Origin of the sequence: Paenibacillus pasadenensis, from assembly GCF_023715725.1 — a bacterium.
Lineage (GTDB): Bacteria > Bacillota > Bacilli > Paenibacillales > Paenibacillaceae > Paenibacillus_O > Paenibacillus_O pasadenensis_A.
The window spans coordinates 19,481-32,087 of the sequence record NZ_JAMBOT010000004.1 but is presented as its reverse complement, the minus strand read 5'-3'; the positions used below and the strand labels follow the sequence as shown (position 1 = coordinate 32,087).

Below are 12,607 nucleotides of genomic sequence, written 5' to 3'. Positions count from 1 at the left end.
GTTTTACGGCGGGCGATTTTTATAATAGAACTAGGACTTCACAGACTCTGCAGCTTTCAAGTTCACGGATGGATCGATTTTTTCGGCAGCTGCCTGTTTCCCGCGTTGAATGAAAAACGATAGCAGCAGCGCGATGGCGGCGAATCCGATAATGACGACGTAAGAGTCGTTGATGCCTTGAATCATGGCTTCAACCTTCAACTGCTTCTCTGTCATTCCGGCCGCTCCGCTTGCCATCATTTCTGTAGCATGGAACTTGGACCGGTCCGTCATGATCGTGACGAGCAGGGATGTGCCGACGGCGCCGGCCACCTGCCGGATCGTATTGGAGATTGCGGTGCCGTGGGGGTTCAGCTTTTGCGGCAGCTGATTGAGACCGGCGGTCTGAACAGGCATGAGCAGCAAGGCCATCCCGATCCGGCGTCCCGTTGACATCAGCAGGAGATACGTATAACTTGTCGAGTCCGACAGGTCAATAAAACCGATTGTGGTCACGATTGTAATCAGCATGCCGATTACGGCTAGCCATTTTGCGCCAAACCGGTCAAACAGCTTCCCGGCAACCGGCATTAAAAAGCCCATTACAACTGCGCCAGGCAGCATCAGCAAGCCGGATTCAAGGGCTGTGTAGCCGCGCGCGTTTTGCAGGTACAGCGGGAGGAGCATCATATCCGCATACATAACCATCGTAATGGCAATGTTGATGACGGTCGTGAGCGAGAACATGCTGTACTTGAACACCCGCAGATCCAGCAGAGGGTTACTCGATACCAACTGCCGCCAGGTGAACAGAGCTAGCGACACAACGCCCGCTGTTATAGTCGCAATGACTTCTCCGCTCGACCAGCCCAGGCTGCCGGCACGGCTGAAGCCGTACAGCAGAGCGCCGAAACCGACGGTGGAGAAAATAACGCTGAGCATATCGATTTTGCTGATGACCGTTTCCGAGACGTTTTTCAAATAGATGAAGCCGCACAAGATGACGATGACGGCAAACGGAATCATGCCGTAAAACATCGTTTCCCAGGTGTAGGTTTGCAGGATGTAACCGGCAAGAACAGGGCCGATTGCGGGCGCGAAAATGATGGCGAGTCCGACCATGCCCATCGCTGCGCCGCGTTTCTCAGGCGGGAATATCGTTAAGATGACATTCATTAACAGCGGCATGATGATTCCGGCGCCAGCAGCCTGGATCAAACGTCCGGTCAGCAGGGACGGAAAATCTACGGCAAGCGCAGAGACAATGGTGCCAGCAAGAAAAATCCACATCGACGCCTGAAACAGCTGGCGGGTGGAAAACCGCTGCATCAGATAGGCGGTAATCGGAATGAGCACGCCGTTGACGAGCATGTAACCCGTCGTCAGCCACTGGGCCGTAGCCGCAGCAATATTAAATTCTTTAATTAATTCCGGAATAGCGACGGTCATTACCGTCTGGTTCAGCGTTGCCAGAAAGGCGCCTAAAATCATAACAAACAGGATAGGGCCTTTCTTAAAATTAGTGTGGTCTGTCGCAGCTGCAGAGCTCAACGGATAATCATCCTTTCAACTTCTTATTTATTTAATTTACAAACTGTCGTATAGTTTACAAGTCATTAATTAGATTATAAAGAGAATTGTTCGAAGCACAAGCGACAGATTAGCGGATAGTGTCAATAAGACACGTTTGGTTTCGCTTTCAGTCGTTTAAGCCGGTAATATAAGACACATTAATCAAAACTGTCGTTTATGTAGAAGGGATGAGGCCGTATCGAAGAAAGCATGAACCGCGTAGATCCCCGCATTCTGCGGACACGGCAGCTGCTTAAGGACGCTTTTGTAGAGCTGCTGGGGGAGATGGATGTGGAGAAAATAACGGTTAATCGGCTTGCGGAGCGGGCCACGATTAACCGTGTAACCTTTTATCTTCACTATCGGGATATTCCGGATTTAATGGACAAGATGTCGGAAGAAATGCTGGAGGATATCAAAAGGATTCTGCCGGAGGTGTTATCCGCAAGATGGACCGTCCGAGACGAGGAGGCTCCGCTGGTGAGCCTGCTGGAGCATATTGAAGGGAACGCGAAGTTTTACAAGGCTGTGCTGGCGGACCGGCGGATTCCTATTTTTACAGAGCGGCTGCTCAAGCTGATTACAGAGCTATTGTCCGAGCATGTTGAAAGAAAGCGGATCGAGGCCGGAGCCGCGAATCATCAGGTTCAGAAGGATATTGCCGTATGGTATGGTTCTTCCGCCCTGATCGGCGTTATTGTCAGCTGGCTTCGCAACGACATGCCCTATACGCCGCATTATCTGGCGAAGCAGTTTGTCATCCTGACATCAAGGTATTAACTATGCTCAAAGCGGCAGAAGCAGTCCTTAAAGCCAATGGCTTTCGGGACAGCTCCTGCCGCTTTTTTTAAAACCAAAAATCAAAAGGGCTGCGGCGCCGGGGCGGGCGGAGCTCCCAATTGTTGTCCGATGGGGCGAACGGCTTCTGCGCGTTTCCGCTCTTGGGGCGTTTGGCGCTGCTTTTGCGGCGTTTCCCCGCATTTAATCCCGATGTCTGCATGCCTGCTGAGGCATTGCCGGAGGACTGGTTATCCGAATCGGCGGTTTTAAGCTCCGACCTGCTTCGTTTTCCGCGATTAGCGTACACATGCATCGCATATTCCAGCGGCTTAACGATTGCCCGCTCGTACGTATCGTTATCGCCGCATTGGCGGAACACTTCCCGGGCTGGCTTCGGATTGACCTCAAGCAGCCAGATGCCGCCTTTGCGGTCGATGGCGATGTCAAGCGCCAGCTCGCATAACTCGTCGTACTGCTTCTCCAGATAGGCGGCCACCTCGACGCCGAACCTCTCCGTTTCGCGCCGGACTTCCCGCGCGCGCTTCTCGTCGCCGATCCACGTGGAGAGAATATCCTCCATCATCACCGCTTTGCCTCCGCCATGGAGATTGGAGGTAATGCTGCCGGCCGCGCCGATTCTGCCTGCGCAGCCGGTCGGCTCCCATTCGCCGCGCCCATTCTTCTGCACAAGCAGACGATAGTCGTGCACACGCCCGCCAGGAAGCCTAATCATGATCCCTTGCTGCACGATATATTGTCCGTTGCCCAGATTCCACGAAGAAAGCCGTTCCTGAAGCGCCGCTGCTCCGACCTTTTGCGGCTGGATAATATTGCGTTCCTGGTCCCGGCCTTGAATGCCGAAGTTTCCGTCTTTATGCCGCTCGATGCGAAGTATTCCCCGTCCGCCGGTGCCGTTGATCGGCTTAAGAAAAACAAGCGGGAACTTGCGCAGCATATCCGTTAAATCCTTGTGGCTCGTATAAAGCGTTGTGAGCGGCTGTTTATCCTGGAACTTGGACTTATTGGATAACGTTTTGTAGACGGTCCACTTATTGCGGAGCGGCCGGTTCAAAAAATTGAGATGGCTGTAACGCGAGCGAAATTTTCTCAGCTGCTCAAACCGGTGGCTTTTCTGGATACGGCAGCGGTCAAAAATCATATGCGGAAAAGAAGTCCATTTGCGCGACCACGTTTTTTCGGCGGGATTGTAGAACAGGGCATTAATGCGGCCTTCATCATGATTCACATCCGCCGGAGTGAATACGAAAACCTCCATGCCCATATTTTTGCCCGCTGCAATCATGCGCTGGTAAATCTGGCGTTCCTCCAGCGTTTTATTATCATCGAGGTATAAGGTTAAAATGCCGAGTATGGGCTTCGCCACTATCATCACTCCTTGATGCGGCATTTCGCCGCTGGGCTCCGTGTTCCCGCAGGAGCGCCGCAGGCGGAGACGGCAGGCTTGCCGGAGCTTCCGGTACGCTGCCTTTGGCTTTTGCCAATGACGGCGGTCCCTTAAAAGCTCCGCTTTCCGGCGCGGCGGCACATTCCGCAATTGCGGTTAACCGTTCTTGATCGGCTTGCCGGGCAGCTGCGGGGCTATTGTCGCCGGTTTGGAACAGCAGGGTCGGCTTGCCGGTCGGGCCTTCGGACATGCCGACTGCGATCATGCCGGCATTAAAGCACATCCGCATGCTTGCTGCATTATCGGCAGCGACGCGGCAGGCGAGCGAGTCCCACTGCTTCTGCAGCTCAAGCAGCAGCAGCGTACCGGCGCCTCGGCCGCGCGCTGCCGGCGAGACGGCGACAAGGCAGGCCTCGCGGCCTGCCCTGCGTGCGAAGGCTGCGCCGGCAAGGCGCCCGTTCTGCAGGACAACTGCGACAGCGGCGATCGGTTCTCCGCCGCCGCTCCCGCTTGCGCTTGAACCGGGAGCAAGCTCTTCCGGCTGAAGCCGCCGCAAAGCGGCCAAACCGACTGTCGACAGACGGCCGCCTCCCCAGGAGCTCATTCGCTGAATGAGCTCCTTCCGGCTGCGCATCCACTGCTTTGGGGTCAGGAGCACTACCTTCATGTTATGCGCCTCCTGCGGTTTCCGCCTTTCCCGACTTCATTAAATAGGCGGAGTAGTGAAAAATCCGCTCCAGCGATTTTTTGCGGATATGCGGCTCGTCGAATTTCATCGGCTTGGCGTTGGCTTCAAAAAACCATAACGAGCCATCCGCATCCACGCCGATATCCATCGACATCTCGCCGTAGCTGGCACCGCTTGCGGTTTCAATCTGCCCGGCAAGCTGCACGCAGGCGAGACGGGTTTTGGCGAGCAGCAGCCGGGCCTGATCTGCTCCAAAGGCCTGCACCAGAAGTTTTTCAGGGTCCTCGATGCTGCCGCCGCGCGGCACATGCGTCGTAATGCTCCGGCTGCCGGCAACGCGGGCACCAATACCGGTTACGGACCATTTGCCGATGGTGTTTTTTTGCACAAGAGCCCGCAGGTCGAATTGGCGGTCCTCGTAAGAGGCGAGCTGGATGCCCTGCTGCGCGATATACATCTCGCCGCCGCTCTCTTTAAGAATACGCGCCCACAGCTTGCTTACTGTTGAACAATTATAGGTGCTGCTCTTTTTCTTTTCTTGGATGCGCAGCCGGTAAGGGAGAGGTTTCCCTTCCATGACGCGGATGGTCATAATGCCTTTGCCCGCTTTGCCGCTGACCGGCTTCAGATACAGGTAAGGATGTTTTGTCATCATCCGGTTGAGGCTGGCGGCGGAAGCCATTTTGCGGGTGGCCGGAATATATTTTTTCGTCGATTCCGAGTTATTGAGCCACTCGAACAGCTCCCATTTATCAAAAAAGGCAGGATTGAATATGCCTTTAATCGTCGGCGTGGCCAGCAGCAGCCTTAGCTTGCGTTGAACCCGCGGCCGAAGCTCATCCTCCCGGCGGGGAATCCGGTTGTAGACCAGGTCAGGAAAAGGGAAGAACCCCCTTTCCCATTCCCCGCTTGTTTCGTTCAGAGAAAAGCCGCTGAGCAGCGGTTTCGTGAATTTCAAGCTGCGGATCGTCAGCACGTACACGGTAAAGCCCATTCCCCTGCCGGTGCGGATCAGATCCGCGAAGTTAGCCCGGTTCCCTCGAAAGCCGAACTTGTTCGTTCCGGTTACGGTCAAAATGGCCAGTACCGGCCGTTTGGCGGCCAGCTCCGCCGTTGCGGAGATATTGTGCTCGTGCTCGAATTCCATCAGCTATCCCTCCCCCGGAAACGGCTCAGGTAAAGGCAGTGGTCCAGGATATACTCCAGCGAATCACGGCCCTCTGATTTGAGCGCAGGGTGTTTAAAAATGGAACGTCCAGGCTTGGCGTTCGCCTCGAACATCCAGATGTCCCCGTCCTTGTCGATGCCCAGGTCAAGTCCCAGCTCGCCAAGCCGGTGCGGATAGTTGCGCTCGATCGCTTCGGACATCTTTACCGCGACCCGCTTCGCTTTTTCCAGAACCTCGCCGGCTTCGCTGCCGAACGTGCGGGAAAGCGCGTTGCCCGGAGTCATAAGCGATCCGCCGTTTTTAATATGCGTCGTCACGCTGCCCTTGCCCGCTTTTTTGGCTCCAACGCCTGCTGTGACCCATTCGTTTTTGCCGTTTTTGTGCATGTGGAAGCGGAAGTCGAGCGGGCAGCCGTCAATTTCAACAAGCCGGATGCCCTGCTGCACGACATAACTTTTAAAGGAAGCGCCGACTCTCGCATGCATGATTCGCATCAGCTCTTGGAAGCTTCCAAAGCGCAGCAGCACGTTTTTGCCGCCGCTGCGGTAACGGGCGAAATAGCCTTTTTTCGGGTGATAGGTCAGCCGGAAGATACCGTCGCCCAAGCTCCCGGCGGTAGGTTTGAAGTAGACGAAATGATGCTTCTCCAGCAGCTCCCGAATCTGCTCGTCAGTGGGGCTGGAGACCGATTCCGGGAGATGGCGCAGCGCTTCGACGTCTTTATCAAGCAAATTGTAGACATCGGACTTATTGAAAAAGCTCCAGTTGAAAAAAGGAATGCTTTTGCGCACGAAGCGGTCCCGCAGCGAGCTGATATAGGAGCCGGTTTCGGCTTTGCGGCTCGGCAGACGGTTGTAAACGACGTCGGGCAGCGGCACGGTTTTACGGTACCAGGATCCGTTCTCGTCAAGGAAGTAGCCGTATACGGTTTCCTCCACCCAATTGATGTCACGGGGAGAAAAGGCGAAAAAGTAGGCTTTTTTGTCTCCGGTACGGATCAGCTCTTTGATAAAGCCGGTTCTGGAGCCGAAAGGAAGCGAGTTGTTCACATAACCGTCGCTTAGAATACCGATCAGAGGTCCGAGCTGGACTTCGTCTTCCGCGGATTGAATCATGTAGACATTGCCCGATTTCGGGACGCGGATTTGCTGCCGCAGCGAGGCGCTCAAATAGACGTGGTTGCCTTCGCGTTGAACGGCCTTGACCGGCGCCGAGACCGTTTCGCGGCCCAGCTTAATTTGCAGCTTGTCAATCCCCGACAGTTTTAGTGATCGGTACAGAGACCCGGACATATATACGGTTCGATCGTTTTTATCCGAGAAATGCACGTTGCACAAAGTAAGACTCATGAGGAACCTCCTGAACGTTCTGTCGCTTGGTTGATCGATCTATAGGAATGGGGCCGTTTATGTCAATGGGTCATTTAGGATCTGATCGCCTCGGTTAGCCGCTGGCTTAACAGCCGAGCATAGAGCAAAGGCCGCTCGACGGCTGTACGGGCAATATCTCCGGGAAAAGCAGCGAACGATTCGCGGCCCGGCCGAGAGTTCATCTCCAGCAGCCAGAGCCTGCCGTCCGGGGCGACGCCGAAGTCGAGGCCCAGCTCAGCCAACCGGCCGAAGGAGCCTTCTGCGGCATCCGCCGCCAGCACAGCCAGCCGGTCAATTTCGTCCGCGCAGCGTACGGCGGCATCGCGCCCGAGCAGCAGCTCCAGGCCGTCGCGGGCGGGAAGCGCCTCTCCGCCGCCGTAAAGATTGGAGGCGATGCCGCCGGGCTTGCCGCGCCGCATCGCCGTGCCGGTTAAACGCCAGCGTCCGCGCGCGTCTTTCTGCACGAGCGCTCTTATATCGAAGGGGCGGCCGTGGCGATCGCTCAGCGGCAGCTGCGGCTGCACGATGTAACGGCTGCCGCCGACAAGCTTCACAATTTGTTCGGCTGCGGAATCCAGATCGGGCAGTACGCTGCCCAGCATGCGTCCGTTCCTGTCGCGTCCGCGCACTATCCAGCCGCCGTTATCGGGGGCGGCGGCAATGACGCCGCAGCCCTTCATGCCGCTGTCCGGCTTGAGAAAAACAGCGCCCCAGCGGCCAGCCGCTTCCTTGACGGTATCCGGTCCGCGAAGCTGCAGCGTTGGCGGAACGAGCTGGGCAAGGCAGCTTCGCCGCAACGCTTTAAATTGAGCGGTTTTGCCCGGCATCCAGCCGTTCAGCAGCACATGAGACTGGAGCGTGCGGAGGCGGTGGAGCAGCTCGGAGCGGCTGCGGCGTCCGGCTTCGCCCAGCTGCGGACCGCAGCGGTCGTAAACGACGCTGGGCAGAGGAACGGGCTGTTTGCGCCAGCCGCAGCCATGTCTGACATAGCCGGTAAGAATTCCGGAGGACGGGTTGAAGTCTTCCGGCCCAAAGGCATACAAAGGAAGCTGAAGCTCCTTTGCCCGCTGGGCCAGCGCGGCCAGAAATCCTTCCTCGGGCAGCTTCAGCCGTCCTTCCGATTCCGCAGAACCGCCAATTAATACGCCGATGCAGCCCGTCGAGTCCTTCATGCCGCCGCCTCCTTTATTCGTTGTGCCGCAACGAGCGGAATTACTGGAATCCCGCGAGGAAGCGGGAGTACAGGATCATATTCCGCACAGAAGGGCGGATTTTGTTGTCATTCAGCGGTGTATTATCGTTTTTGGACGGCTTGGAGTTGACCTCCAGCAGCCACACTTTTCCGCTAATATCCATCGCTAGATCAATTCCCAGCTCCCCGAAATGGGCAGGAATACGCTCTTCGATTCCTTTGGCAATGTCCAGCGAAGCTTTTTCCAGCTTGGCGTTTGCGCCCGCCTTGGAAAGAAGATTGCTGCGGGCTACCGCCTCATTCACCCGGCTGAGCGTGCCTCCCCGGGCCAGGTTGGATACAAAATGGTTGCTGCCAGCCGTGCGGGCTACGATTGAGGTGACGGTCCATTCGCCGGACCCGTTCCGCTGTACAAGCGCACGGAAGTCCACCGGCCGTTTGTCGATTTCGATCAGCGTCAGCCCCTGCTGGATTTGATAGCGGACCGTTTTCATTTTTGCGCCGAGTGAGGAATAGAATTTCTCCAGGCTGGGATACACCTGCCGCCGGACGCCGGTTGTTGCCGTATAGGTCGCGACGATGCCTTCGCTCTCCAGCCGGCTGGCCTTAATGATGCCTTTGCCAAGGCTGCCGCGAACCGGCTTCAGAAACACCGTGACGTGGCGGATAGCCAGAGCCTTTAAGTCGGCATAACTACGAAGCAGGCGCGACTCCGGCAAATACTTGATCAGCGAGCCGTCCTTGGAAAGAGCGTCGAATACTTCATGTTTATCGAGAAATTTCTCATTAAACACTTTTGTTCCGTACCGGGACCCAGATTCTTTAAAAAGCTGCTGAACCGAGGGCTGATTTTCCTGCTTCCGCGCTGTCAGACGATTGTTCACGACATCGGGAATCGGCATGCTAGCCTTGCGCCAGGCCCCTTCATCTTTAATCCAGCCGTCTATTCTGGGACCGGCGCCAGCCTCATTGGGCGTGAAAAAATACACATGCGCTCCCTGGATGGCACAAGCGTCGACCAGCTCCTGGCAAAACATCGTAATGGAGCCAAACGGCCGTTCCGGCTGCAGCGGATAGTCCCGGCTGACCAGCACCCCGACAAGCGGCCCGAGCGAGAGCGTCTGGGAGCTGCTGCTGTAGCGGATACGGAGCGTCGCGCTCGCTGGTATGCCTAAGCTGCGGGCCAGTTCCGGGCTGATGCGCATCGAGTCTATTTTCCCGCCGGAAACGATCTGGACCGAGCTGCGGTAGGAGCCAAACTTCAACGTAACGCTAGAGCCGGCTGGAATTTTGTGATGCTTGATGTGAGCATTTCCCAGTACAATCGCGTCGTCGGCTACACTGTTTCCTTGGATAACCTGGACGGCGATTTTGGATTTCAGCATGGCAGAATCTCCTTCCAGAGCGAAGGGTAAAGCAAGGCGGGATGGGTGAATGTAACGAATTAGTTCATCATATGAGGACATCTACCCGTAGGTTCTGGGCGCTTCGCAAGAAGGACGGGACGTTTTTTTGCTCCGCGGCCGGACGGATGATATGATGGGCACAGTAGAATAAGGGAGATGAAGCCATGAACGTATATGACAAAGCTTACGAATTGGCCAAAGCTCTGGAGGAAAGCCACGAGGCAAAGGCGGTCCAGGCGGCAAGAGCAGCAGCGGATGCCGATCCCGACGCCCGCCGGATGTTGTTTGATTTCCAGAAACGGCAGGTGGATTTGCAGCAGCGGATGATGTCCGGCGATGAGCCGTCAGCCGAGGAGCTTGAAAATCTCAATCGGCTGTATGAGCTGCTCAGCATGAATCCGTTAGTGCAGCGTTATTTCGAAGCGGAGAAACGGCTGTCCGTCGTCGTTGAGGACGTCAACCGCATCATCGGCAATTCTTTGTCTGCGCTGCTTCTCTCCTAACGCTCCTTCCCCGGCATGTTTGTCCCATTCTCCGCATAGGATGAAGGAGACAAGCAAGCCTGCCATCCGGCAAGGGGAGGAATGGGAACGATATGAAACGCGGAAAGTGGAAGCATGGCTTGTATTTGCTCGCTGCGCTCGGAATGCTTGCTTATGCGCTGCCGAGGCTGGAGCTGAGCAGCGCCTGGACGGCTGCGACCGTATTCGGCGTACTGTGGTCGGCGCTGGCGCTGCTCGTCATTGCCGCGAATCTGCGCGTGCTGTTAACGGACAGAGAGCGGGAGCGCAGGCGGATCTCCGCTATTCGCAGGCAGCAGGTTTACCAATCCGCCAAACGGACGGAGCGCCGCCAAACGGGGCGGTTAAGGTAGCAGAGCACAGGCAGGAAAAAGGATCATCCGCAGAGGCCGCAGGTGCAGGCTTCCAAGGGATGATCCTTTTTGCATTCGTCCGGGCTTAAAGTTAAGCAGGGTAAATAGATAATTTTGCTATATAGTCCGGGTATCTTGCTTGCTGAGAAGCTGTCCTTATAGGAGCCGACGTGGATACATACATAAAGTACGCTCCATCCATAACGCTGGAGCAAAATAACGTGCAGCTGAGTTTACCGACATATTCAAGGGCGTCGTTTGAATCGCCGGACCTATACACGTTATAGCTGACATCCGCACTGGTGGAAGAGAAGGCTTTTGATACAACGTTGAACGTTGAAGCGGCTCCAGGCGAGACGGGAGCGGTTGAATAGGACGCGTTTCCTGTTACTGTAACATCCTGCAGCGTCAGATTGGCGGTCTGATTAAACAATCGAAAGGCTCTTGTGCCCAAAATAGCGGAGGAATCGTTACCCTGATTTGGACATGATTTAAATAGATTGAAAGAATTGGAGGTCAGCTTCTCGACTGAAACCAGTAAAATGAACAGCACCAAAATAATGGCCCCCGTACGCTTTCCTGAGCTGTTTTCCGCTTCATAATTCATGGGAATTGATTCTCCTTCTCTCATTAAAAATAGCGCTCTCTATGACTATCGTATGAAGGAGCAATAGAATCCGATACGGCTGTTTGTCCCGCCGGAAAGACTTTGCATTCCGGATTGGATATAATTAGAGGAATAGAGCGCGAGGGCGCTGGAAAGGCGGGAATCCCGACAGCTATGCCACAAGACCCCAAACCACCGGCGTCGTTCGAAACGATGACCAAGCATGAACAGCTGATCCGGCATATTGAAGCGCTGGAGCCGGGCACACGCATTTCCGTACGCGGCATCGCCCGCGAACAGGACGTAAGCGAAGGAACCGCCTACAAGGCGATTAAGGAAGCCGAGGAGCTCGGAATTGTCGCCACCAAAAAAAGAATAGGCACGGTGCGCGTGCACCGCTCGCGGCGCGTTTCCATGGAAGGGCTCACGTTCGGCGATGTCGCCGACATCGTTGAGGGCCAGCTGCTTGGCGGAGCCGACGGGCTGCGGCGCACGCTGCATAAATTTGTCATTGGAGCGATGGAGCTTGACGCCATGCTTCGCTATATTAATGAAGACAATTTGCTGATTGTCGGCAACCGGCAGGCGGCGCACCGCATTGCCCTGGAGCATGGCGCAGGCGTGCTTATTACCGGGGGCTTTGATACGAGCGAACAAGCGAAGCAGCTTGCGGACGCGCGGGGGCTGCCAATCATCGTATCCCGTCATGATACGTTTACGGTAGCGTCGATGATTAACCGTGCCATGTACGACCGGCTGATCAAACAGAAAATTGTATTAATTGAAGATATTATGACCTTCGGCCGTCCGGCCGACGTGCTCAAGCCAGGCGACACAGCAGCCGACTTTCACCGTCTGGCCGGTCTTACGGGCAGCTTCCGTTTTCCGGTGCTGGACGAGCGGGGACGGGTAAGCGGCATGATGACCGCCAAGGATGCTGCCGGCTCCGTGCCGGATACGCCGGTGGAGCGGCTGATGACGCGCCATCCGATTACGGCCGCGCCCAATATTACGGTTACGGCTGCGGCTCACACGATGGCTGCGGAGGGCATCGACCTGCTTCCGGTTGTTGACCGCCACCGCCGCTTGCTTGGCGTCATTACGCGCCAAGAGGTGCTGGAGGCGATGCGGATTACAGGCCGCCAGGGTGAATCCGGCGAGACGTTCGACGAGCTGATCGGCGCAGGCTTCAAGCTCGCGGGCCGCGAGAACGGCGGATTTCGTTATATCGGCGTTGCCGCGGCGCAAATGTCCGGCACGCCGGGCACGGTGTCCGAGGGGGTGCTGACGACGCTCATGCTGCAGGCCGCGCGGCGTATGGTACGCGACAGCGGGCGCAGCGACCATATGGTCGAGAGCATGACGACCTATTTCATGCGGCCGGTGCCAATCGATGCGGAGCTGGTGCTGGAGCCGATCGTGCTGGAGCTGAGCCGCAAAACGGCCAAGCTGGAAATCCAGCTGTCGGATGCGTCCGGCGTGTCAGCTAAAGCCATTTTGTCCATGCAGCTGATGGACGGCTGAGAGCGGAGATTTCAGCGAATCGACACAGGACATAGCCCTAAA

At 56.1% G+C, this 12,607-nt stretch carries 12 protein-coding genes; 4 read left to right on the top strand and 8 right to left on the bottom strand.

Going from position 1 to position 12,607, the window contains the following annotated elements; all coding sequences use genetic code 11:
* Positions 1–30: 30 nt before the first annotated feature.
* Positions 31–1,530: a DHA2 family efflux MFS transporter permease subunit gene (locus M3223_RS11535; RefSeq protein WP_435368011.1), complete on the bottom strand. Its 1,500-nt coding sequence runs from the start codon at positions 1,528–1,530 to the stop codon at positions 31–33.
* Between the two features lie 231 nt (positions 1,531–1,761).
* Here M3223_RS11535 and M3223_RS11530 point away from each other — a divergent pair, with 231 nt between their 5' ends.
* Positions 1,762–2,331: a TetR/AcrR family transcriptional regulator gene (locus M3223_RS11530; RefSeq protein WP_251561482.1), complete on the top strand. Its 570-nt coding sequence runs from the start codon at positions 1,762–1,764 to the stop codon at positions 2,329–2,331.
* 67 nt (positions 2,332–2,398) lie between these two features.
* Here the strand turns inward: M3223_RS11530 and M3223_RS11525 are convergent, their stop codons facing one another.
* The 6 genes from M3223_RS11525 to M3223_RS11500 all read right to left on the bottom strand — a co-directional run bounded on the left by M3223_RS11525 (position 2,399) and on the right by M3223_RS11500 (position 9,539).
* A complete protein-coding gene (locus M3223_RS11525) occupies positions 2,399–3,715 on the bottom strand; it encodes a YheC/YheD family protein (protein ID WP_251561480.1) in 1,317 nt (438 codons plus the stop codon).
* The gene (locus M3223_RS11520) at positions 3,672–4,403 is read right to left on the bottom strand and encodes a GNAT family N-acetyltransferase (RefSeq protein ID WP_251561479.1); all 732 of its coding nucleotides are present in this window, start codon (positions 4,401–4,403) and stop codon (positions 3,672–3,674) included. Before M3223_RS11520 ends, M3223_RS11525 begins: the two co-directional genes overlap by 44 nt.
* 1 nt (position 4,404) lies before the next feature.
* A complete protein-coding gene (locus M3223_RS11515) occupies positions 4,405–5,571 on the bottom strand; it encodes a YheC/YheD family protein (protein ID WP_251561476.1) in 1,167 nt (388 codons plus the stop codon).
* On the bottom strand, positions 5,571–6,941 hold the full coding sequence (locus M3223_RS11510; protein WP_251561474.1) for a YheC/YheD family protein: 1,371 nt from the start codon (positions 6,939–6,941) through the stop codon (positions 5,571–5,573). Before M3223_RS11510 ends, M3223_RS11515 begins: the two co-directional genes overlap by 1 nt.
* 74 nt (positions 6,942–7,015) lie before the next feature.
* A complete protein-coding gene (locus M3223_RS11505) occupies positions 7,016–8,134 on the bottom strand; it encodes a YheC/YheD family protein (protein WP_251561473.1) in 1,119 nt (372 codons plus the stop codon).
* A 40-nt stretch (positions 8,135–8,174) separates the two neighbouring features.
* Entirely contained in the window at positions 8,175–9,539 is a 1,365-nt protein-coding gene (locus M3223_RS11500) for a YheC/YheD family protein (protein ID WP_251561471.1), read from the bottom strand.
* 185 nt (positions 9,540–9,724) lie between these two features.
* Here M3223_RS11500 and M3223_RS11495 point away from each other — a divergent pair, with 185 nt between their 5' ends.
* Entirely contained in the window at positions 9,725–10,063 is a 339-nt protein-coding gene (locus M3223_RS11495; protein WP_251561468.1) for a YlbF family regulator, read from the top strand.
* 92 nt (positions 10,064–10,155) lie between these two features.
* Positions 10,156–10,434: a hypothetical protein gene (locus M3223_RS11490; protein WP_251561466.1), complete on the top strand. Its 279-nt coding sequence runs from the start codon at positions 10,156–10,158 to the stop codon at positions 10,432–10,434.
* 91 nt (positions 10,435–10,525) lie between these two features.
* Here the strand turns inward: M3223_RS11490 and M3223_RS11485 are convergent, their stop codons facing one another.
* Positions 10,526–11,041, bottom strand: coding sequence for a hypothetical protein (locus M3223_RS11485; RefSeq protein ID WP_251561464.1), 516 nt, complete (start codon positions 11,039–11,041; stop codon positions 10,526–10,528).
* A 213-nt stretch (positions 11,042–11,254) separates the two neighbouring features.
* Here M3223_RS11485 and M3223_RS11480 point away from each other — a divergent pair, with 213 nt between their 5' ends.
* Positions 11,255–12,565 (top strand): DRTGG domain-containing protein, encoded by a 1,311-nt coding sequence (locus M3223_RS11480; protein WP_251561462.1) that lies wholly within the window; start codon positions 11,255–11,257, stop codon positions 12,563–12,565.
* Positions 12,566–12,607 lie beyond the last annotated feature (42 nt).

Coding starts and splice junctions, on each gene's coding strand:
- M3223_RS11530 (WP_251561482.1), top strand. CDS start 1,762: ATGAACCGCGTAGATCCCCGCATTCTGCGGACACGGCAGCTGCTTAAG.
- M3223_RS11520 (WP_251561479.1), bottom strand. CDS start 4,403: ATGAAGGTAGTGCTCCTGACCCCAAAGCAGTGGATGCGCAGCCGGAAG.
- M3223_RS11515 (WP_251561476.1), bottom strand. CDS start 5,571: ATGGAATTCGAGCACGAGCACAATATCTCCGCAACGGCGGAGCTGGCC.
- M3223_RS11510 (WP_251561474.1), bottom strand. CDS start 6,941: ATGAGTCTTACTTTGTGCAACGTGCATTTCTCGGATAAAAACGATCGA.
- M3223_RS11505 (WP_251561473.1), bottom strand. CDS start 8,134: ATGAAGGACTCGACGGGCTGCATCGGCGTATTAATTGGCGGTTCTGCG.
- M3223_RS11500 (WP_251561471.1), bottom strand. CDS start 9,539: ATGCTGAAATCCAAAATCGCCGTCCAGGTTATCCAAGGAAACAGTGTA.
- M3223_RS11495 (WP_251561468.1), top strand. CDS start 9,725: ATGAACGTATATGACAAAGCTTACGAATTGGCCAAAGCTCTGGAGGAA.
- M3223_RS11490 (WP_251561466.1), top strand. CDS start 10,156: ATGAAACGCGGAAAGTGGAAGCATGGCTTGTATTTGCTCGCTGCGCTC.
- M3223_RS11485 (WP_251561464.1), bottom strand. CDS start 11,041: ATGAATTATGAAGCGGAAAACAGCTCAGGAAAGCGTACGGGGGCCATT.
- M3223_RS11480 (WP_251561462.1), top strand. CDS start 11,255: ATGACCAAGCATGAACAGCTGATCCGGCATATTGAAGCGCTGGAGCCG.